This window comes from Caldibacillus thermoamylovorans, from assembly GCF_000751775.1.
Taxonomy (GTDB): domain Bacteria; phylum Bacillota; class Bacilli; order Bacillales; family Caldibacillaceae; genus Caldifermentibacillus; species Caldifermentibacillus hisashii.
The window spans coordinates 34,618-54,996 of sequence record NZ_CCRF01000039.1 but is presented as its reverse complement, the minus strand read 5'-3'; the positions used below and the strand labels follow the sequence as shown (position 1 = coordinate 54,996).

At 36.7% G+C, this 20,379-nt stretch carries 20 protein-coding genes; 7 read left to right on the top strand and 13 right to left on the bottom strand.

Annotated elements, in window-relative coordinates:
* Nucleotides 1–320 precede the first annotated feature (320 nt).
* Entirely contained in the window at nt 321–836 is a 516-nt protein-coding gene (locus BT1A1_RS05845) for an antibiotic biosynthesis monooxygenase family protein (RefSeq protein WP_051989030.1), read from the top strand.
* A gap of 25 nt (nt 837–861) precedes the next feature.
* Nucleotides 862–2,040: a M20 metallopeptidase family protein gene (locus BT1A1_RS05840; RefSeq protein WP_034769055.1), complete on the top strand. Its 1,179-nt coding sequence runs from the start codon at nt 862–864 to the stop codon at nt 2,038–2,040.
* Nucleotides 2,041–2,247: 207 nt separating this feature from the next.
* On the opposite strand, the gene BT1A1_RS05835 is transcribed toward BT1A1_RS05840, so the two are convergent.
* The 3 genes from BT1A1_RS05835 to BT1A1_RS05825 are packed head-to-tail and all read right to left on the bottom strand — an operon-like array spanning nt 2,248 to nt 4,950.
* Nucleotides 2,248–2,976 carry an EcsC family protein gene (locus BT1A1_RS05835; RefSeq protein WP_034769053.1) on the bottom strand — a complete coding sequence of 243 codons (729 nt, stop codon included), beginning with the start codon at nt 2,974–2,976 and terminating at the stop codon, nt 2,248–2,250.
* A 23-nt stretch (nt 2,977–2,999) separates the two neighbouring features.
* Entirely contained in the window at nt 3,000–4,208 is a 1,209-nt protein-coding gene (locus BT1A1_RS05830; RefSeq protein WP_034769052.1) for an ABC transporter permease, read from the bottom strand.
* Nucleotides 4,201–4,950 carry an ABC transporter ATP-binding protein gene (locus BT1A1_RS05825; protein ID WP_269147486.1) on the bottom strand — a complete coding sequence of 250 codons (750 nt, stop codon included), beginning with the start codon at nt 4,948–4,950 and terminating at the stop codon, nt 4,201–4,203. Before BT1A1_RS05825 ends, BT1A1_RS05830 begins: the two co-directional genes overlap by 8 nt.
* 602 nt (nt 4,951–5,552) lie before the next feature.
* Here BT1A1_RS05825 and BT1A1_RS05820 point away from each other — a divergent pair.
* The 3 genes from BT1A1_RS05820 to BT1A1_RS05810 all read left to right on the top strand — a co-directional run bounded on the left by BT1A1_RS05820 (nt 5,553) and on the right by BT1A1_RS05810 (nt 7,719).
* Nucleotides 5,553–5,972: an HIT family protein gene (locus BT1A1_RS05820; RefSeq protein WP_034769048.1), complete on the top strand. Its 420-nt coding sequence runs from the start codon at nt 5,553–5,555 to the stop codon at nt 5,970–5,972.
* 236 nt (nt 5,973–6,208) lie between these two features.
* Nucleotides 6,209–6,724, top strand: a complete 516-nt coding sequence (locus BT1A1_RS05815; protein ID WP_034769046.1) for a tryptophan transporter — start codon at nt 6,209–6,211, stop codon at nt 6,722–6,724.
* 428 nt (nt 6,725–7,152) lie between these two features.
* Nucleotides 7,153–7,719 carry an HTH-type transcriptional regulator Hpr gene (locus tag BT1A1_RS05810; protein WP_034769044.1) on the top strand — a complete coding sequence of 189 codons (567 nt, stop codon included), beginning with the start codon at nt 7,153–7,155 and terminating at the stop codon, nt 7,717–7,719.
* Here the strand turns inward: BT1A1_RS05810 and BT1A1_RS05805 are convergent.
* The 3 genes from BT1A1_RS05805 to BT1A1_RS17820 form a co-directional block, all read right to left on the bottom strand.
* Entirely contained in the window at nt 7,716–8,054 is a 339-nt protein-coding gene (locus BT1A1_RS05805; RefSeq protein ID WP_051989029.1) for a DUF1878 family protein, read from the bottom strand. The genes BT1A1_RS05810 and BT1A1_RS05805 overlap by 4 nt on opposite strands.
* Before the next feature lie 1,068 nt (nt 8,055–9,122).
* The gene (locus BT1A1_RS17825; protein WP_108897779.1) at nt 9,123–9,212 is read right to left on the bottom strand and encodes a YjcZ family sporulation protein; all 90 of its coding nucleotides are present in this window, start codon (nt 9,210–9,212) and stop codon (nt 9,123–9,125) included.
* 55 nt (nt 9,213–9,267) lie between these two features.
* Nucleotides 9,268–9,351, bottom strand: coding sequence for a YjcZ family sporulation protein (locus BT1A1_RS17820; protein ID WP_072012650.1), 84 nt, complete (start codon nt 9,349–9,351; stop codon nt 9,268–9,270).
* Between the two features lie 402 nt (nt 9,352–9,753).
* On the opposite strand from BT1A1_RS17820, the gene BT1A1_RS05795 reads away from it, so the two are divergent.
* Nucleotides 9,754–10,629 carry a peptidylprolyl isomerase gene (locus BT1A1_RS05795; protein ID WP_034769040.1) on the top strand — a complete coding sequence of 292 codons (876 nt, stop codon included), beginning with the start codon at nt 9,754–9,756 and terminating at the stop codon, nt 10,627–10,629.
* Between the two features lie 114 nt (nt 10,630–10,743).
* Here BT1A1_RS05795 and BT1A1_RS05790 read toward each other — a convergent pair whose 3' ends face one another.
* The 4 genes from BT1A1_RS05790 to BT1A1_RS05775 all read right to left on the bottom strand — a co-directional run bounded on the left by BT1A1_RS05790 (nt 10,744) and on the right by BT1A1_RS05775 (nt 16,269).
* Nucleotides 10,744–10,926: a sporulation YhaL family protein gene (locus BT1A1_RS05790; RefSeq protein WP_034769038.1), complete on the bottom strand. Its 183-nt coding sequence runs from the start codon at nt 10,924–10,926 to the stop codon at nt 10,744–10,746.
* Nucleotides 10,927–10,999: 73 nt separating this feature from the next.
* Complete coding sequence (gene yhaM / locus BT1A1_RS05785; RefSeq protein ID WP_034769037.1) at nt 11,000–11,944, bottom strand: 3'-5' exoribonuclease YhaM; 945 nt, start codon at nt 11,942–11,944, stop codon at nt 11,000–11,002.
* A 95-nt stretch (nt 11,945–12,039) separates the two neighbouring features.
* On the bottom strand, nt 12,040–15,003 hold the full coding sequence (locus BT1A1_RS05780) for an ATP-binding protein (RefSeq protein WP_034769035.1): 2,964 nt from the start codon (nt 15,001–15,003) through the stop codon (nt 12,040–12,042).
* Between the two features lie 60 nt (nt 15,004–15,063).
* Nucleotides 15,064–16,269, bottom strand: a complete 1,206-nt coding sequence (locus tag BT1A1_RS05775; RefSeq protein WP_034769033.1) for a metallophosphoesterase family protein — start codon at nt 16,267–16,269, stop codon at nt 15,064–15,066.
* Nucleotides 16,270–16,461: 192 nt separating this feature from the next.
* Here BT1A1_RS05775 and BT1A1_RS05770 point away from each other — a divergent pair, with 192 nt between their 5' ends.
* Nucleotides 16,462–16,647 carry a YhzD family protein gene (locus BT1A1_RS05770; protein WP_034769031.1) on the top strand — a complete coding sequence of 62 codons (186 nt, stop codon included), beginning with the start codon at nt 16,462–16,464 and terminating at the stop codon, nt 16,645–16,647.
* Between the two features lie 55 nt (nt 16,648–16,702).
* Here the strand turns inward: BT1A1_RS05770 and BT1A1_RS05765 are convergent, their stop codons facing one another.
* From BT1A1_RS05765 to BT1A1_RS05755, 3 genes are all read right to left on the bottom strand, one after another.
* Nucleotides 16,703–17,881 carry an NAD(P)/FAD-dependent oxidoreductase gene (locus BT1A1_RS05765; protein WP_034769029.1) on the bottom strand — a complete coding sequence of 393 codons (1,179 nt, stop codon included), beginning with the start codon at nt 17,879–17,881 and terminating at the stop codon, nt 16,703–16,705.
* A 59-nt stretch (nt 17,882–17,940) separates the two neighbouring features.
* Nucleotides 17,941–18,366, bottom strand: a complete 426-nt coding sequence (locus tag BT1A1_RS05760) for a helical membrane plugin domain-containing protein (protein ID WP_034769027.1) — start codon at nt 18,364–18,366, stop codon at nt 17,941–17,943.
* Nucleotides 18,367–18,734: 368 nt separating this feature from the next.
* Nucleotides 18,735–20,348, bottom strand: coding sequence for a long-chain fatty acid--CoA ligase (locus tag BT1A1_RS05755; protein WP_034769024.1), 1,614 nt, complete (start codon nt 20,346–20,348; stop codon nt 18,735–18,737).
* Between the last annotated feature and the right edge of the window lie 31 nt (nt 20,349–20,379).

Sequence of the window (20,379 nt, the reverse complement as noted above, 5' to 3'; positions counted from 1 at the left end):
AAAATTTTGTTATTAAATTATAATAGTTATAAATAGACCATCATCACTATACATGTTTTTACGGTCATTGTATAGATTTCATTAATATTTGTCATAAATTTGTTAAATTATCATTATTATTTTATAATAATCATTTCAAAAACCGACATGTATTCAGTAGGGGCCTATCATCCGCTCCACACCGCTACGAGTGGGATCAACTTAAACGGTTTGGCTAAAATCAAATTTTGCAATAAAATAATGATTACATTCTAATTCAACCATACCATTAACGACAATTTGTTTAAAACGAATATGCTCATAAAATGAGGTGAAATATGATGAAATATGTCTATTTAACGACAGGCACTGCAGACTTTTTACAAAAAATCGCCGAGAAATTCAAAAAAGAAAACATTACCATGTTCTTCGGGTCTGATCATGCTCTATTGTTCCACGAAACAAACGGAAAAACTGTGTTCCAAATGCCAAGAAAATACGAAATCTTGGAATCTACCGGTAGTGTTCCGGTCAAAGGATACGCACTATTCCACTATATTCCGGTCAGAGATGAAGATTCTCCGGTATTTGAACATGAATTAAGCAAACGCCCCCGTAGATTGGACAATGCAGACGAATTTCTTGCAGCCCGCATTTTACGGCCAATGAAAAATCATACGTATCTTATTATTACCTTCTGGAAAAGTAAAGAAGCTTTTAAGGCATGGAAAGATATGGAAGAATTTGCTTTCCCCGACGAAAAAGACAGAAGTATTGAGGTTAATAAAATAAAAATGTATGCCGGACCATCCTATTTGAACGAATATTATATTGGTCTGAATGAAATCGATGAATAATTCTATACGAATCAGGGGGATGAATATGTTGGAAAAAGCTTATCAATTATTGGAAAAAAATTATGATCACATGGTAAAAATAAGAAGATATTTGCACCAACATCCGGAACTGTCATTTAAAGAATTTGAGACAGCAAAATATATCGCAAATTTTTATAAAAATTTAGGTGTCCAAGTTCAAACAAATGTCGGTGGAAATGGCGTAGTTGCCCGTATCCGTTGCGCTAAACCGGGAAAAACCGTTGCATTGCGGGCAGATTTTGACGCTTTACCAATTCAAGATGAAAAAGACGTTCCTTATAAATCAACCGTTCCCGGCGTGATGCATGCTTGCGGTCATGACGGACATACTGCGACATTATTATCTGTTGCCAGCATCATTTTCGATTTGAAAGATGAGCTTTCCGGGGAATATGTTTTTATCCATCAACATGCGGAAGAATATGTTCCGGGCGGGGCAAAGTCAATGATCGAAGACGGCTGTTTGGACGGAGTGGACGTTATATTTGGAACTCACCTATGGTCTACGGAACCGGTCGGACAAATTTCTTTTCGTACGGGGCCGATTATGGCTGCCGCCGATCGCTTCTCAATTACGATAAACGGGAAAGGCGGACACGGAGCCTATCCCCATGCTGCCAAAGATCCAATAGTAGCCGCCAGCCAACTTGTCCTAAATTTGCAACAGATTGTTAGTCGATTCATTGATCCGATTCAGTCTGCAGTCGTCACCATTGGGCAAATAAATGGCGGACATGCATTTAATGTAATTCCGGATAAAGTGGAGTTAACAGGAACGGTACGGACGTTTAACGAAGAAGTTCGCAATCAGATTGAACAATTCATTGAAAAAATGATTAAGGGCACCTGTCTCACCAATGATTGTACATATGATTACCATTATTTTCGAGGATATCCGCCTGTCGTTAACCATAAAGAGGAGACGGAATTTCTCGCCAAATGTGCCGGAAATGTACCGGGAGTCACTAATGTAATAGAATGTGAGAAACGGATGGTCGGTGAAGATTTTGCCTATTACTTGCAGCATGTGAAAGGTACTTTCTTTTTCACCGGGGCAAAACCAGTTCATGAGAAAGACTGTTTTCCACATCATCACCCGAAATTTGATATTGATGAACAAGGAATGTTAATAGCAGCAAAAACATTATTCACTGCAGCTGCGCAATATCAAAATCAAATTTAAAAGTTATGGCACCATACAGGCAAGGAATGGCACGGAAATTTTTCTAATATTTTGTAAAGACCCGAAATAAAATACTCCTGATATGATCTTGATGTAATATCAGGAGTATTACTTATTTTATGAAAAAACTTCTATTCTATGAAATTCATTATCTATCTATACGACTACAAAAACTGCCGGGAAGGGGAGCAAGCAAATCCCCCCTGATCATTCAACCCTAATATTTTTTAAATTATTAAAATAACGCATTCGGTAAGAAAATATCGCCGTTTCCCCTAATCTGTCCAGCAATTTATAATTTGCATAAGCGCCCACCGCGGCACCGATTCCCGGCACCATTTGCAGCATTTTCACAAAATCAATATGATCGCGATATTCTTGCTGAAATGTTTGCCAATCAAGATCAACGAGCCGCTCTTTTTCTCTATCCCAATTTTCAATTATTTCCAAAGTCTCAATCCGTTTTTCATCACTGGAAAAAGCAAGTTGGAAAACCATTAATAAAAAGAGTCGTTCCTCATATTGATCTAAAGGATAGTGATAAATTTTTGCCACATCATAAAGAAATTTCAACTTTATTGATAAAAGAAGCGGAAAATCGGCCAACCCAAGTAAAATCCCCCCTGCACCTGTTCCGGCGCCTTCCACGGTCGCAGCTTTTCGATATTTATCCAATTGCTCTTTAATCAGTGCTTCTTTTTCTTCCAATGAATATGTTTTTGGAAAGTCATTGGTAAAAAGAAGATTTGAACCGGATAGTACCGCAGTGACCATTTTTTTCACAGCCTCAGTGATCACGTTTTGAGCTTTTTCAGGTATCAGTTGACTCATCTTATTTTGTGCTTGTTTGGAAATCCGGTTCAAAAGACTCCCTTTCTTTCGGATTTCTCTCTGCCATTGTAAAAGCTCATCATAAGCTTTTCTTTCATATTCCATCTCCTGACCACCTCGTATATGAATCAATCCAGTTTTTCAATTCGTTTTTTACAATAAAGAAAAAGAAAAGCATAGCAAAATCCACTTAAAACAAGAAACAACAGGAGCCCTCTTTGAAATTCAAATGAGGTAATGAAGCTAACCGTAAAAATAATATTTTGTGTCCATAATATATTTAACATGATTTTTAAAAAGGCTTTTTTCTTTGTGTCTTCACCGACCGGGTAAAGATCCGGCCAAATGACCGCATCATAATGTTTCCATAGGCTAATCAGTTGGAAACCGGTCAAATAAATAAAAAGTATCGCGATCGCAAAAGCAATATATGAACCGTTCAAGCCCCAAATAAGCAGAGCAGCAATGACAGTTAATCGCATAAACAAACCGAAATAATCACCGCTCCTGAAAAAAGTTCGAACAAAGAGAAACGAATACGTGCTGCTTGGTGTCCAGCGGCGACTTTTCATAAACATATCCGCCCATTTTCTGCGTTTTATCCGGTTTCGTAATTGTGGGACGTCCGTAAATAAATTCGCAATCCGGTAAAAAAACGCCATTCTTCGCTCTTCATTAACAATCAACCGTTCCCACGGGAGCCCGCTGTTTTTCATTTTGTTACGAAAATAGACTGCATAAATAACGAAAATGATGCAGACAATCGCAAAAAGCGCAAATCTTTTATTGATAAAAAAGAACACCAGTAAACCGTTTAATAACAGTCGTACAGTTAAATCCCATGTAACCGATGCCTGATCCGTATCGTAATCAACTTTCCAGCGAGTATAAAGATTGAGAAATTGAAGCAAAACCAGTAAGCCACTAAAGACAAGCAATGCTTTTCCGGTACCGGTTGTTTGCAAATAAATGGGTATCAAAATAAGCAAAACAATGAACGTAATAGATAACCGCCACAGGACTGTTAATATGTACGCTCGGACAAAATAACTTGTCAAATTTGTTTCTATAGGAAGCAAAAATACTTTATCAGCCTCCTTTAAAAACGTAATAACCGTCCCATTCGTTAATAATAAGGCAAAAACAACCGCAAAAAGTCCGGCTGTCGGGAATGTTTCATCCAACGTTGCTACCCAGTCTTTATAATAGTATGCCCCGCCACCAACGGCAAAAAGTAATACAATTAAAAGATGGTCATTAAATATGTACCTACCGTAACGAAGCAACTCTTTTAAGCGCTCCATGAATCTTTCATTCCAAAGTCGATCTCTATTCATCTTTGGTGTCTTCCTTTGTCAATTGAATGTATAAATCGTCCAAACTGGCATCCTTTAAGTTGAATTGTTTCCTCAGCTCTTCCATCGTCCCTTTTGCTTTGATTTCCCCATTATGTAAAATAACGAAACGGTCACAATATTTTTCTGCTGTTGCTAAAATATGCGTAGACATTAAAATACCCGCTCCCTTGCTTTGCCTTGTTTGTAAAAGTTGCAAGAGACTTTGTATAGCTAACGGATCCAATCCTACAAACGGTTCATCAATAATATAAAGTTCAGGTTCCACTAAAAATGCCGACATGATCATGACCTTCTGTTTCATTCCTTTAGAAAAATGGGAGGGAAACCATTTTAGCCTTTTTTGCATTCGAAACTCTTTCAGTAATTGATCGATTCGCCGGTTATATTCATCCTCCGGCACCCCATAAGCCATGGCTGTCAATTTTAAATGCTCTTCCAGGGTTAATTCATCATACAAGACCGGTGTTTCCGGAATATAGGAGAATTTTTTTCGATAACCGTCACGATCTTCATGAATCGTCTTTCCGTTTATACGAATTTCCCCTTTTTTTGGTTCCATTAAACCGATAACATGCTTGATAGTCGTACTTTTGCCGGCCCCATTAAGTCCAATCAGTGCCACTATCTCCCCCTTTTCAATTTCAAAACTCACTTCATTTAACACATTTTTTTTCGTATAACCGCCTGAAAGCGACCGAACTTCTAGTAAGCTCATGATCATTCTCCTTTACATTGCTTAACAGTCAAAGATATCTTTATGTTTCCTTTGAATTATTTTTCGTTGCTTGTCCAGTATATTAATTTTAGTTTAGCAAATTTACGGCAGATAAAAAAATTTTTTCTGTCGTCGTATGATTTTTTTAAATCTGGTTATGCTAATTTTTGAAGGGAAAATAACTTTTATTCAAATGGGGTGTTTACGAAAGATACTGAACTCGTTTTAAAAAGAGCTATGCATTCAGAAAACCCACTTCAATAAATGAGGTGTTTGTCAAAGATCATCAACCGAAGTCGTTCATAATTTTTATGAAGAAACGGGGATGATGAGCTTGAATGCTTTAGATTCTTTAGAAACCTGCCTGATTGAGTAGTAACAAACCCGCTTTCATTTTCCCTTCGCACGGGCAAGACCAATGTTCAGTTACTGAACACAGGTCTTGCCTTTTTTACGTTAATGTTTACATTTTCAACAGAGATTATCTGCACTTTCCTAAAAAGTCGGACATCAGAAGATTTTCCTGTTCAATCCTCATCTACTTTTACCCATTCTTGGTAATATATGATAAAATAGGTAACAATATGAAATTAGAAAGGATGATAGAAATGTCGGATTGTATTTTTTGTAAAATTTTAAACGGAGAAATTCCATCTGCTAAAGTATATGAAGATGAAAATGTCTTGGCGTTCCTTGATATTTCTCAAGTGACAAAAGGACATACGCTTGTCATTCCGAAAACCCATCAGGCAAATATTTATGAATTAACTCCGGATGTAGCAAGCAAGCTGTTCTCTGCCGTACCGAAAATTGCAAACGCTATTAAAAATGCATACAATCCAATTGGGTTAAATTTATTAAACAACAATGGAGAATATGCTGGACAATCCGTTTTCCATTATCACGTCCATTTGATTCCGCGATATGGTGAAGATGACGGCTTTGGTGCCGTTTGGAAGACGCATACAAGCGAGTATACAAAAGAAGATTTGCAAAAGATCGCTAAATCGATCGCCGACCAAATATGATTATGCTCATATAATAAAAAGAGAAGAAACAAATGGTCTTTTAAAATAGATCGTTTTCATACAGATGAGCAAACATGCATACAGCACGTGTATCAAAACTTCTTTTCCAGACTTTTTGAAAAATATCTTTTATCGAAAAGAAACGTATGTTATAATACAGTCAAACCAACTCGCTTTTGATCATAGGATACAAAAGGAGTTAAGTTGAGAAGAGAACAGCGGAGGAGAGAATAGAGATGAAAACAAAAGAATTAGTTATTATGGCTTTATTTGTGGGGATTGGGGCTGCATTGCATATATTGATCCCCGGTATAGGTGCAGGGGGCATGAAACCGGATTTCAGTTTACTAATGATGTTTTTGGCAATTATTCTATTTCCCGATAAGAAAAATGTTATCCTACTCGGTCTGGCAACCGGAATTATCTCCGGATTAACAACAGGTGTACCAGGTGGCTTTTTTCCAAACATCATTGATAAATTTATCTCGGCTTTTGCATTTTACGGGTTGTTCCTTCTAGTCAAAAAGAATCGTTCCATTATTAGCAATGCTGTATTAACGGCTATTGGCACGATTATTTCAGGAACTATATTCCTTGCTTCTGCATTTTTAATAATCGGATTGGATGGTGCATTCATGTTAATGTTTACAACAATTGTGTTGCCAACAGCTTTGTTGAACACAATCGCCATTGTTATTGTCTATCCAATCGTCGCGAAAATCATGGAAAGAAGCAAAATGACCTTCGCCTAATTGCTTTTCAGTGAAAGAGAACTTGGAAAGTAACCCAAGTTCTCTTTCCTTTACCCAAAAGCGTACTTTTTAAAATTTACGGAATTTTCGACCGATATACAAATCTTTTCTAAAAATTTACGTAAAACTTTTTTGGTGCGACCATAAAGTTATATTATAAAAACAAAAAATTTTTTCAAAATAAAAAGGATTTTTTGTGATCAATGTAGAATTTTGAAATAATATAATAAAATTTTTTGAAACATACATGACAGAATAGTGTAAAAAGGGAAATAGGTAAAAGGTCGGAATTTGTTCAATTTGAAATGAAGTGTTATTTTTATTGGGTTTACTACACGTCACGAGTCGCCTAAAGCTCGGATGCCTGAGTTTTCATTAATTTTCTCTTTTTTACCACAATGTTAAATCAAAAAGTAGAAGGTGATGATATGGAAGATTTTTCAAAACTTGAAGCGCTTTTATTTACACAAAAAATTTCACAATTGGGAAAAGCACTTTGGAAGGCCATAGAAAAAGACTGGCAACAATGGATCAAACCATACAATTTGAATATCAACGAACATCATATTTTATGGATCGCCTACCATTTACACGGAGCATCCATATCCGATATTGCCAAATTTGGTGTCATGCATGTTTCAACTGCTTTCAATTTTTCAAAAAAGTTGGAAGAAAGGGGTTACTTGACTTTTTCCAAGAAGGTCGAGGATAAAAGAAATACGTATATCCGTTTAACGGAAAAAGGCGAAAACCTTATCATTGAATTACTAGAGAAATTTGATCCGTCAAAACATGCAATTTTAATGGGTGCTAAGCCTTTGAAAGATATTTATGGCAAATATCCCGATATATTAGAGTTAATAGCCATCGTCCGTAATATATACGGTGATGACTTTATGGATATTTTCAAAAAAACATACACAGATATAGAAAAACTGAACATACATCATAAGGATATAAAAGAAAAAGATAACAAGGAAAAAGAAGTGGTTTAGCCGAGTAAGCATTTCTTAAATTCGGTCATTAACTCAACATAAAGATATTGTTGTAAACAGGATTCAACAGTTTCTTTCACCTCCAGTTTTCTGTTCAATTTATCAGAGAACTCTTTAAGAAGCGGATAAAAATATAATAATCCTTCCGCTTTTTGTTCTTGGAGTTTATTGTTCATATATTCACAAAGATGTTGGAATTCCAAAACTTCTTCCGGCCCTAGTTTTTTCTGAATGATTAATTTTGTGAAGGGGTAATCATTAGTATTCACGATCTCAAGTAGTAATTGTTGATAATATTCCAGCCTTTCGATCCGCTTTAACAATTCATCCATCATTGTCTATCATCCTTCAACTTGTCATCTTTTGTCATCTTCCGTCAAAATCTTTTTTCATTTTCCCATTGATTTTTTATGAAACCCGCTGTAAAGTATGTTAGTACTTAAATGATTTGGCATCTGTATACAAAAAAACATGTCCAAGTTCGACCAAACATTATCACAATCATTTAAGACGATTGTTTTCGAATCCATATAGTCTTTAATACCATCGCAGTTATGATAGAATTTATCTTTTGACTAAATCCTGATAGAAGCTAAGAAAAATTTTTTACCTTTAGGGTTGGGATTTCAACTGTACTTATTATACTACAGGTAGATGGAGATATTTCATACTGGCTTCTAAATATTTGTTCATTGATCATACATATATTTTTACTTTGCTTTTGATGTATATTATATTACATTATTAATATCTATTTAAAACGGAATTACCTCTTAATACTTTAAAACTTCTTTTCATTTATCGAAAAAAAGTATTATTGAGTAAAATAGTGTATACTACGCAATTTTGACCATCAAAGAATCTTAATTTCTAATGAAGTGGATGTTAAGGGTGAAGAGTGATTTAATATAGAGAAAGTTATGCTTGACGTACTGGGAGGGGATGCTTTTGCTTATTGTTTTTCTTATTTTAGCCACTATTATCATTTTTTATTTGAATATTCTTATGTATAGATTTTGTATCCAAAAAGAGATCCCGGAAGAGAAACATCATACCATCATCCATACTACAAATATTTCTACGATAATTTTATTGCTCTCATCATATGTGGCGATGTTATTTACATAAAATGAACTTCTATCAGTGGGGCATCTCTCCCCACTGATGGTTAGTTGAACAAATCGGACTTATGCGGGCAGCCCATCCCCCACCTATCTTCTTTGTAAATTTGAAAATCTTGAGGTGGAGGACTTGACTTGCTGTTAAGGTGTGATAAATTTTTGGGGCAATCCAGTGGATGAATTGCCCCTTTACTATTTTTCCTGTCGTCTCGATTTAAGCCAATACAAGTTGACTATGCAAGTATGGCAAAACGGTGCCGGAATTTCTTCTACCTGCATTATTTACCAAATGTACGCTGCACCAACGATGATAAGCAAGATAAACAAGACAACAATCAATGCAAATCCTCCGCCATGATATCCTTCAGACATAATGACACCTCCTTTATACATTCACTTGTTTATCACTTAAGGTTCATTTTTCCTATTACAAATACGAACACCCTACAATGATTAATAAAATAAACAGCACGACAATTAGAACAAACGGGCTGGCATTCGGTACTGTCATCTGTCATACCTCCTTTATCGAATTCAATATATCCTATGTATTTGTGCAAAAATTGTTTAGTGAAAACACCTAGTTTATACAGCGAAACTTCCATCGGTGAGTCATCTATCCCCCCACTGATGGTTAGTTGAACTAATCGGACGCATGCGGGTAAACAGTCCCCTCCATATCTTTTTTTAATCTCGAAAATTTTAACATGGGGGACTTGACTCGTCGTTAAGGTAGAAAAAAATATCCAGTTATTTGACGGTTACCAATTTCCCGAAATATGACAATTGATCCTGTAATTTCAACTGATACAGAAAATAATTTTTTTGTTTGTTTGTTTTTATTATGATATAGTTAAATTTGTGGTAAAATGAAACAAGCATTAAATCAAATGATTAGGAGTTGTTCAATCTGATGAAGAAGAAATACCTGTTAACTTTTACATTGGCAGCCGGTCTACTCACTTTAACTGCTTGCAATAACGGGAAAGCAATTGTTGAGTCGGATGCGGGAAATATTAGCCAAGATGAGTTCTACCAAACACTGAAAGATCGATATGGCGAATCCACTCTGAAAGAACTTGTATACAAACAAGTTTTGTCTGACAAATATAAGGTTTCTGATAAAGAAGTAGATAATGCATTAAAACAATACAAGGACGCTTATGGAGATAATTTCCAAAGTTGGTTAGCTCAAATGGGCATTTCAAGTGAGGATGAATTGAAAGACATTCTTGAATTTTCACTACTCCAAGAAAAAGCGGCAAAAGATAAAATCAAAGTGACAAATGATGAGTTAAAGGAACAATACGGGATTGAAACAAAAACGGTAACGGCACGCCATATTCTTGTTGCTGATGAAGAAACGGCAAAACAAGTGAAACAAAGATTAGCTAATGGTGAAGATTTCGCCGCATTGGCAAAAGAACTGTCAACAGATACGGCGACAGCTGAAAAAGGCGGAGATTTAGGTGAGTTGAACCCTGATCAACTTACTCGTGAGTTTACAGTTGCCGCCTATAAGCTTAAGGAAAATGAAATTAGTGATCCGGTCAAAACGGACTATGGCTACCATATCATCCAAGCAACAAAAGTAACAGAGAAAAAAGATGTCAAATCATTTGACAAAATGAAATCAGAACTGGTAGATAAAGTGAAGCAATCAAAACTTGATTCAGCTACCGTTCAAAAAGCTGTGGATGAAGCAGTTAAAAATGCAGATGTAAAAATCAATGACAAAGACTTGAAAGACATTTTGAAAAATTCCGTTGAGACAGGATCTAAAAAATAATGATCCTCCTTCATCCACAATTTCAATCGAAGGATGAAGTCAATATTCACAACAACAGCTTTCCCATGAGGTCAAAATTATCGACCACGCTTGGGAAAGCTGTTTTTTTCCTCCTTATGCTTCATGAAACTGTTTCCGTTTTTCCTTTTCTTCTTCCATTCTTTTTATATAAATGTCTCCTTCTTGCTCTGCTTCTCTTAACTCCATTTCCTTTTCTTCCCGATTAGTTCGAATCGTCATATATGCACTGATCACAATACCGGCCACAACCAACCAAATCCAAAATGGGACAACCATAAACGAAACCTCCTATCCTTTAAAACTATTATTTGTACAAGCATATTCATATAGGAGATTTTTTATGACAAGCTTATTCTTGAAAGCTTGGTTTGTAAAAAGATCGGTTGTCCAAGGCAAATAACCGTTCACTGAAATCACCGGGTTTTGTTTTATCAAGAACCCGGTTTAACATATTAATTTTGGCATCAAGATTGTCAATATAATGTAAGACCTCTGCTTCTCGGATCAGCGGCGGCTTCGGACTCCCCCATTCAGCTTTTCCATGATGACTGAGGATTAAATGTTGCAAGACAGTAACCTCTTCGCCGGTAATTTCTAATTCATCGGCTGCTTTTCCAATTTCACCGACCATTAAGGTGATATGTCCAAGCAATGTTCCTTCTATTGTATAAGATGGTGATACTGGACCCGATAATTCAATGACTTTGCCTAAATCATGCAAAATCACACCGGCATATAACAGATCTTTATTCAGACTCGGATAAAGCGCGACAATCGCTTTTGCCAAATCGAGCATGGATACAACATGATAAGCAAGACCGGAGTAATATTCATGATGATTTTTCGTGGCCGCCGGGTACTCCAAAAACGGCTTTTCATATTTTTTCATCAAATAACGGGTAATCCGCTGAATTTTCGGATTGGTCATTTCAAAAATGCATTGATTAATTTTACTAAGCATTACATCTGCTTCAACCGGTGCTTTTTCAATAAACATGTCCACCGGAATGTTTTCTTGCGGGGACAGCGTTCTAATTTTCCGAATCCGCAATTGTAATTTCCCCCGATAACTTTGAATATCACCCATTACTTTAACAATCGTTTGTTCAACATATGTCTTTTCTAGCTCTTCGGTAATATCCCAAAGTTTTGCTTCAATGGCCCCGGTTTTATCTTGGAGAATTAATGTTAAAAACGGTTTCCCGTTACTGGCCATTCCTTTGGCAGCACTTTTAATTAAAAAATATTGTTCAACCTGTTCACCAGCCTCATAAAAGCGGACTCCTTTAGTCATACACGTTCCTCCCGACTCCTATTAACTTATTTACCATAATGAATAGATTTTACGTCATTTTTATCGAATTCCCGAACTCTATTATTATTCAAAATTCAAAGGAAAACGACCGAATGCTGTCTATCAAAATAGCTTTTAAAAATATTATGGCATGTAAAGAAAAGAATTTGAACACCGGATTCAGCAGAAATTTCCTTTAACAAGTACATCATTTGGTCTCGCCGGTCTTCATCAAAATGAACAAAACCATCATCAATAATGAACGGGTACGGGTTTTGCTTATAACTAAGAACAGCCAAGGCAAAGCGTAAACTGATATACAATTGTTCTCCTGTTGCCTGACTGACCTCATTAGGAGTAAAAAGCATACCATCCTTTCGTTCGACAAACAGTTGGTCACTTTCTTGATCAAGAAAAATCTGCTTATAAGCCCCGTCGGTGATAAAAGAAAAATATTTAGAAGCCTGTAAAAGAACCTTTGGAAGACGTTCAACCTTATATTTTTCCATCCCTTTTTGCAAAACATATTTTGCCGTCTGAAACACAGCCCATGTTCGCGCCATTTCTTCCAGTTCGTATTTTTCTTGATGAAATTGATGTAACAGTTCTGTATAGGTACCGCCTTCTTCTATCAACGTGATTTCATGGCGAATAGATACCCGTTCTTTCTCTAATTGTTCAATTTCTTTGCCTATCGCCTCTTTTATTCGGTTCAATTCGGTAAATGTTGTTTCATCCACATAGGAAGGGATAAGGTTCATTCCATCCGGAAGATTTAAGTTCGAATGAGCCAACTGTTTATTAACAAGTTCGAATTCATTCAATAACTCGTTCCGTTTTTCATTTTTTTCTCCAACTAAGTAAAATTGAGCTTCCGTTTCAACGTTTGCTTGTTGGAATAATACGTTAATTTCCTGTTCGACTTGCTTCAATTCCGCTTTACATGTCGCAATTTGGTTAACGAGCTCTTGTTGTTTTGCCAGTTTCTCAGCTTGAATTTTCTCAAGCTCCAATTGTTTATTCAATTCTGTTTTGAGCAGCAGTACTCTTTCCTCATAGTTTTGCGAGGAAGCATGAAAAAGCCAATCATATTTTGATAAAATCGCTTCTTTTTCTGTCTGGATCATTTTCAAATGCTCAATTTGTTGGGACATTCGTTGTTTTTCGTTCCAGCGTGTTTTCAACTGTTCAAGCAGTGTAAAACATTCCATTAAATGATGTTTCGCCATATAGTCCGGTAAAAAGTAACTTCTTCCCATTTCCAGCAATTCATCATTGATGGCCCTTGTTTCATTCTCCCAATGTTCAAAACTTGCAACTAATTCGTCAAATTGCCGTTCTAATTGTTCGAGCCGAATATTCTCGATTTCTTCCTGTTTAGCAATGAGCTGATCTTTATTCAATTTTTCACGGGCTTGTTCAATGTCTTCTGAAGTGATCTGAATTTCATCATATTTCTTTTCCAATTGCCTCTTTTTCAAAATTAATGGTTCATTCATTTTGATCGTTGCATCCGACGCTTTTCTCCATCCTGTTATGACGAGAAACAGGGAAAATAAAACTGAGGCCGATAAAATTCCCAAAGCTATTTGCCAATAATCAAACCAAAATAAGGCAAGAGTAATTATACAAATACAACCAAACACAAACTGTAAGGCCGTTTTTCCTGATTTTTTAATCGATTGTTTGTTCTGTAGCTGGGATAGTTGACTGTCAATCCACTTCAGTTCGCTTTCAATTTCATTTATTTCTTGCTCCTGCTTGAGTACATTCTCCAAATGAAGCCGTTCTTTTTCATTTAAGCGGCTGCGAGCAAGTTCATTTACAAATGATTTTTGCTGCTTTAATTTTTGCCCCAGTTCATTTTCATTTTTCTCCAGTTCCCTTTTTCTTTCATCCAGATGACTTTGTTTCTTTACCAGCTTCATGATTTGATCTTTTTTGGCAAAACTTAAGTCAAATTGCTTGATCGCTTCTAGATCACCTTGATAATGTAACTTAGTCTTTATTTGCAGCAACTCATCCTCAATTTGGTTGATTTGGACGGCTAGCTCTTTCAACTTTCCGGCTTCTTGACGGTAATTCGGTAAATCCTCGACAATGAATTGGATTGGTTCTTTATTCTCCGTAATCCGTTCATCTACTTCAATCGTTTCGAGCTCTTTTGTTATTTCCTCCAATTGTTCATTTAACGGGACGAGCCGTTTTTTTATTGTACGTAATTCAGCTGCCAACTTTTCATAACGGGTAATTCCGTTACTTGGAAACTGAAATTCACCCAGTTCCGTGAGTTTCTCCTCAAGATTTTTTCTCTGCATAAACAACGGATATATCCGATTCCATTCTTTCTTTTCAAAAATTTCCTGTTGAATATCCGCCATTTGTTTCCGTTTAGCTTCCAGTTGGTTATCCGTGTTCGTTAAATTTTGCAACAAAGTTTCATAGTTTATAATTTTTCTCTTGGCATCCTTTAATTGATTGTCCAGCACCTTCATCTTTGCTATTTGTTTATTGATGTCCGGCCTTGATCCGTTTGGTTTAAACAGCTTGTCCATTTCTTTATCAAGGAACTGATCTGTTTCCATAATTTGTTCCGTTCCAATCGCGCTTGTCGAGAATAAAAATTTCCCAAGCTCTTCCCCTTTCACCTTTTGGACATTTTGTAACCCATGAATATCAAAGGAATAGATTGATTGATAGGTCGATTTTTCCATACCACCCAAAATCACTTGCAACAATTCTTCATCACCGATTGTGCCGTCTTCAAGTTTTACCGTTACATCACCGATTGCTTTTCCTTTCACCCGTTCAATTTGGACAATGCCCCAATCAGGGTCTTCCAAAACAATCCGACCGCCATATTTGGAACTTGTTTTCGGTTCATATCGTAATTCACTTTGTTGTTTCAATGGAAAGCCGAAAAGAATGCTATGGATGAAAGACATGATGGTAGACTTGCCTGCTTCATTTTTTCCATAAATCAAAGAAAATGGCTGTAACTTTAGATGGTATTGTTCAAACTTTCCGTACCCATAGATGACTAACTCTTTTATAATCATTATCTTCACCCCTCGCGAAAAACATTTTTCATCCGTGGCAGCACGCCTAGTTCCGGACTTTTACCCTTTCAATAGACGAAAGAGGAGTTTTTCAGCCTCATGTAAAATGTGTTGTTGTTCTCCCTCGGTTAAAGGAGCTAAATATTTTCTTACTTTCGGATGATCAAAAAGAAAAGAGAGCGGTTCTTTTATATCAACATGTTGAAATTGCTTTGATAATTCTTGAAAAAATTCATCGGAAATAACTTGCCTGTTCGTGTCATTTTCCTGAATATCGAGTTGATAAATCCAAATAAAACAATCTTGCTGTTCTTCACCTTCTTGTAAAAGTTGTAACATATCTTCAAGATCGATACGGTCTGTCAATACATCAAACTGGTTTTCATTAAAATTTATTTGTAAAAATACATTGGTTCCCTTTTGCCGCCAGTAATCCTTTATTCCGATGATGGTTTGATAAAAATCATCAAAACAACGAAACGGTTCTTTTTCGGTTAATTCCCACGTTTCCCAACGGATCGGAGCTGTTTCGATAAATTTCCATCTTGTTTCAAAATGATCCATCTCGATTAAATAACAACCTTTTGCACCCGTTTCGTTTTTATGTCTTCCTTGAATATTACCGGGATACAGGATCATCGGCTCTTTATGTAAAATTTGTGATTTATGAATATGTCCAAGTGCCCAATAATCAAAATCTTTTTCGATTAACTCCTTCACTTTAAATGGAGCATAGCTGTAATGAGCAAGATTATTTGAATCGTGGCCATGCAAAATACCGATATGATAATCCGCTCCGTCTTTTTTTTGGTAATGATCAATCATCCGTTCAAAGACATGTTTCTTTGGATAACTGAAGCCGTAGAAATGGATGCGTGTTTTATTTTTCGTTTCATATGGAATGACCTCTACCGTAGCCGGAAACTGGTAAACATTTTTAGGCCATTCAAGTTTCGTCCAACTGCCGGATAAATGATCATGGTTTCCATGGACGAGGAAAACGCCAATCCCTTCCTGTTCGAGCCTTTCCATTTCTCTTCGCAAAAACAATTGTGCCCGGATGCTGCGGTCTTCCCCATCATATAAGTCTCCGGCAATAATCACGAAATCTACCCTTTCCTTAATCGCGACCTCAACAATTTTTGAAAATGATGCAAAAGTTGAGCGTTTTGTTTTTTCGTATATAGCGGCAGGTATATTTTTTAGCCCGACAAATGGACTATCCAAATGCAAATCCGCACAATGAATAAATTTGATTGATTTCACGATAATCTCCCCATCCTTAATCGCACGAATATATGTTCTTTTATTATGCCATATTTTTATATATAATGCACGAAGGAAACACAAATTTTTTACACATTTCCCGACGGAATGCAGGAATTTTCATTAATTTGTCGAATCAATTAAGTATTGCGGGATAAAAATTTATTATTGAAAAGATATGGGGGTAATTTAATGCCAATTTATAAACTAACGGCTTTTGAACAAGCAGGGGAAAAATTATTGGATGAATCCATTGAGGCAAAAAGTGACCAAGAGGCAAAACAGCTAGCAGAAACAATGTTAACTGAAAAAGATTTATTGAATAAAACGCACCGCCTTGTATCACCGGATGGGAAACTGCTGTTATTTCATGTATAAAAAAAGATTAAGCGCCGGATAACAAAATTCCGGCGCTTTTGCTTCAATTGTATCATTAATATGCGTATGAAAATAAACCTTTAATATGAGATAAATAGCGCAAATTACTTGCTTCTTTTAATAGAGAAGCAGGGATTCCGTGTAATTCCGTCCCATTTGCTCCGACCGAAGCCACTGCATCTTTCCGACCAAGACTGGCCAATGTTCCTGAATTAACCGGATTGAATACTTCCAATGATTTTCCTTCCAAATAAGCGAATAAGTTATAACCAACCGTTTCGCCCATTTGCCATGCATTTTGTGCTGTTGGTGCATATGGACGACCATCCGGGGCAAAAGCAACTGCACTGTCACCCACAACAAACACGTCTTGATGGGAAGTTGATTGCAAGTATTCGTTTACGGAAGCACGACCGCGGTTTACTTCTAATCCGGACTCGCCTACTAATGGATTCCCTTGAACTCCGCCGGTCCAAACAAAAGTATTGGTTTTGATTTCACTGCCATCTTTCAATGAAACGATATTGCCTTCCACTTTTGTTACCGGAAGACCAATTAAAAATTCAACACCACGTGCTTCCAGACTTTTTTGAGCCCGTTCAATTAAAGTATCAGGCAGCACCGGTAAAATTTTCTGCATGGCTTCGACAAGTTGCAATTTTATTTCACTGCGGGGAACACCATATTTTTTCGTCAATTCCGGAAGCAAGTCAGCAATTTCACCGACTAGTTCGACCCCGGTTAAACCGCCACCACCAATTAGAATATGCGCATCTTCCGGATTTTTCGTTTCCGCATATTGACGAATTCTCTCTTCAATATGTTCACGAATTTTCTTTGCATCATCCACAGATTTGAGCACCATGCTGTTTTCTTCGAGTCCCGGGATGCCGAAATATCCGGTTACACTGCCCAAAGCGACAACAAGCATGTCATAACTTAACGTGTCACCGTTCGATAGTTTTACTTGTTTATTGTCCACCGAAAAAGATTCCACTTCTGCAACAATGAAATCAATCGCTTTTCCTTTAAACAATTTTTTCAAAGGTAAAGCAACTCGTTGTTCCGAAACATTTCCTGCTGCAAGTCGGTGTAATTCTGTAATAATTTGATGTGTCGGATATTTGTTCACAACTGTTACTTTGGCTTTTGTTTCATCTAAATATTTACGAACTGTCAAAGCGGTCAATACACCGCCATAGCCCCCACCTAAAATGACAATTTCCTTCGACATTTTTCTTCCTCCGTTCATATGTAAAAATCTTTTCCCTTAGATACACACAATTGACCTGATTATTTATGTTCTTTTTCTGCCGCAACTTTTAAGAAAGCATTAAGAAAACGCAACATTTTTTGAGCTTGTGGATCTTTTAACAATTTCAACAAACCAAAAATACCGATGACTTCTTGACTTTCTTCGGCACGGTCTTTTGCTTCAATTACATTAGCTGCTAAATGTTTCGCTGAATGAATCACCGGTTCTGCCACTTCTTTAATGGCCCCCACCGTATCCACCTTCAAGACTTCATCGGTAACCAGGGATTTTACGACTTCTAAATTTTTTGTCAGGACCGTTATTAATTCCGTTAACTTTGGAAGCTGTTCCACTAACACCGTTAATGATTGTTGTACTTCCGGCTTAAGCAACTGATCCAAAAGATCGCGCTCACCTAGAGGTAAAGTTTTTTCCATGTTTCCATCTTCCATTACATTTGACATGCTATTCCCCTCCACGTCCTATTAATAAAAAATTGGGTTATTTGAAAATCCATTATGGAATGTTATTAATTTGTAACTATTCCTAATATGCTTTCACAGAATGTTCTAAAAGTCACAAATTATCCCCTACTCCATTTTGGACCCTGATAAGAAAACAAGAAAAATTGATTTAAACTTATATGAGATTTACTGTTTCCCAATAACTATTGTAAACAATTTGTCACTAAAAATCAAAAATTATTTCGAAATCGGGAATGAATCTCATTCTATTTAATTAAAATATGAAGAAATCAGTTAAAAGAACAGTGATATTCCGATAGATAGAGGAACATAGCCGTCCCTCTTTTTTTATTGCAATATAATTTTCCTTAAACATTCAATAATTCTTTTACTTGATCTCTTAACGCACGTTTTAAAAATTTACCAACTGATGTTTTCGGGATTTCATTCATGAAAAGAATTTTATCCGGTAACCACCATTTGGCAAATTGGGGTTTCAAAAATTCATATAATTCATCCTCAATTATTTTATCCTTATATTGGTCTTTCAACACAACGCAGGCAACGGGTCTTTCTTGCCACTTTTCATGCGGTATGGCGACGACAGCAGCTTCAAAAACAGCCTCATGGGCCATTAGTGCGTTTTCAATGTCAACAGATGAAATCCATTCCCCGCCGCTTTTTATTAAATCTTTCGTTCGGTCAACAATTTTAACAAACCCGCTTTTATCAACGGTAACTACATCTCCCGTATGGAGCCAGCCGTCTTTAAAAGTCTCTTCTGAACGATCATCATTATAGTAACTGGAAGCGATCCACGGACCACGAAGACATAGTTCCCCCATTTCGATACCGTCCCATTTCACTTCTCCGTTTTGACCAATTACTTTCATTTCCAAGCCGGGGACTAAAATCCCTTGCTTCGCCTTTAATTCATAAATATCTTCTTCCGGTAACTCGTCATGTTCGCTCTTTAATCTGGAAATTAAGGCAAGCGGAGTTGTTTCGGTCATTCCATAGGCATGCATAAATGGAATATTATATTTCTTTTCAAACATTTTAATAATTCCTTTTGGTGCCGCTGAACCTCCGCATAAAAGATAACGGACATGTGACAAATCATAGTTTTCGTTTTCTAATTCTTTTAAAACACCGATCCAAATGGTCGGAACTCCGGCAGAAATGGTTACTTTCTCTGATACCATTAATTCTAACAAAATTTTCGGTGTAAAATTTGGACCCGGTAAAACAAGATTTGAGCCAAACCACACACACGCAAAAGGAAGACCCCATGCATTTACATGAAACATTGGAACAATTGGCATGGCCGTATCCTTTTCACTCACCGATCCCCCGTCAGCCAGACCAAGAGCAAAACTATGCAACACAATTCCACGATGTGAATAAAGCACACCTTTTGGTAAACCGGTTGTGGCAGAAGTATAGCACATTCCGGCAGGGTCATTTTCATCAATATCTTTTACAAAAGTAAATAATGCATCTCCTTCACTCAGTAAATCTTCATAGTGATACACAGGACTTAAACTTGTTTCCGGTAATTCCGGCCGATCGGTCATAATAATAAACGCCTCAACATTTTTCAGTTCATCTTTACAATTTTCTACGATCGGCAAAAGGTCTTCATCAATGAGTAAAATTTTGTCCCCGGCATGGTTGATAATATAAGCAATTTGTTGAGGGGACAAGCGTATGTTGATCGTATGTAAAACAGCTCCAATACATGGTATGGCAAAATATGCTTCCAGGTGGCGGTGATGGTTCCAAGCAATGGTTCCTACCTTATCTCCTCTCGTAATGCCAAACTTAGTCAGTACACTTGCTAATCTCCTTGTCCGTTCACCAAATTCCTTATACGTGAATCTTTGCACACCTGTTGAAGTCCGTGAAATTACCTGCTTGTTAGGGAAAAATTTTTCTACCCTTTCAATCATTTGTGTTAAAATTAGCGGGGTGTTCATCATTTTACCTCATCTCCTTTTGTAAACGTTTTCA

Coding starts and splice junctions, on each gene's coding strand:
- BT1A1_RS05835 (WP_034769053.1), bottom strand. CDS start 2,976: ATGGAATATGAAAGAAAAGCTTATGATGAGCTTTTACAATGGCAGAGA.
- BT1A1_RS05795 (WP_034769040.1), top strand. CDS start 9,754: ATGAAGAAGAAATACCTGTTAACTTTTACATTGGCAGCCGGTCTACTC.
- BT1A1_RS05790 (WP_034769038.1), bottom strand. CDS start 10,926: ATGGTTGTCCCATTTTGGATTTGGTTGGTTGTGGCCGGTATTGTGATC.
- BT1A1_RS05805 (WP_051989029.1), bottom strand. CDS start 8,054: ATGATGGATGAATTGTTAAAGCGGATCGAAAGGCTGGAATATTATCAA.
- BT1A1_RS05845 (WP_051989030.1), top strand. CDS start 321: ATGAAATATGTCTATTTAACGACAGGCACTGCAGACTTTTTACAAAAA.
- BT1A1_RS05810 (WP_034769044.1), top strand. CDS start 7,153: ATGGAAGATTTTTCAAAACTTGAAGCGCTTTTATTTACACAAAAAATT.
- BT1A1_RS05825 (WP_269147486.1), bottom strand. CDS start 4,950: ATGATCATGAGCTTACTAGAAGTTCGGTCGCTTTCAGGCGGTTATACG.
- BT1A1_RS05765 (WP_034769029.1), bottom strand. CDS start 17,881: ATGTCGAAGGAAATTGTCATTTTAGGTGGGGGCTATGGCGGTGTATTG.
- yhaM (WP_034769037.1), bottom strand. CDS start 11,944: ATGACTAAAGGAGTCCGCTTTTATGAGGCTGGTGAACAGGTTGAACAA.
- BT1A1_RS05820 (WP_034769048.1), top strand. CDS start 5,553: ATGTCGGATTGTATTTTTTGTAAAATTTTAAACGGAGAAATTCCATCT.
- BT1A1_RS05780 (WP_034769035.1), bottom strand. CDS start 15,003: ATGATTATAAAAGAGTTAGTCATCTATGGGTACGGAAAGTTTGAACAA.
- BT1A1_RS05755 (WP_034769024.1), bottom strand. CDS start 20,348: ATGATGAACACCCCGCTAATTTTAACACAAATGATTGAAAGGGTAGAA.
- BT1A1_RS17820 (WP_072012650.1), bottom strand. CDS start 9,351: ATGACAGTACCGAATGCCAGCCCGTTTGTTCTAATTGTCGTGCTGTTT.
- BT1A1_RS05770 (WP_034769031.1), top strand. CDS start 16,462: ATGCCAATTTATAAACTAACGGCTTTTGAACAAGCAGGGGAAAAATTA.
- BT1A1_RS05830 (WP_034769052.1), bottom strand. CDS start 4,208: ATGAATAGAGATCGACTTTGGAATGAAAGATTCATGGAGCGCTTAAAA.
- BT1A1_RS05760 (WP_034769027.1), bottom strand. CDS start 18,366: ATGTCAAATGTAATGGAAGATGGAAACATGGAAAAAACTTTACCTCTA.
- BT1A1_RS17825 (WP_108897779.1), bottom strand. CDS start 9,212: ATGTCTGAAGGATATCATGGCGGAGGATTTGCATTGATTGTTGTCTTG.
- BT1A1_RS05840 (WP_034769055.1), top strand. CDS start 862: ATGTTGGAAAAAGCTTATCAATTATTGGAAAAAAATTATGATCACATG.
- BT1A1_RS05815 (WP_034769046.1), top strand. CDS start 6,209: ATGAAAACAAAAGAATTAGTTATTATGGCTTTATTTGTGGGGATTGGG.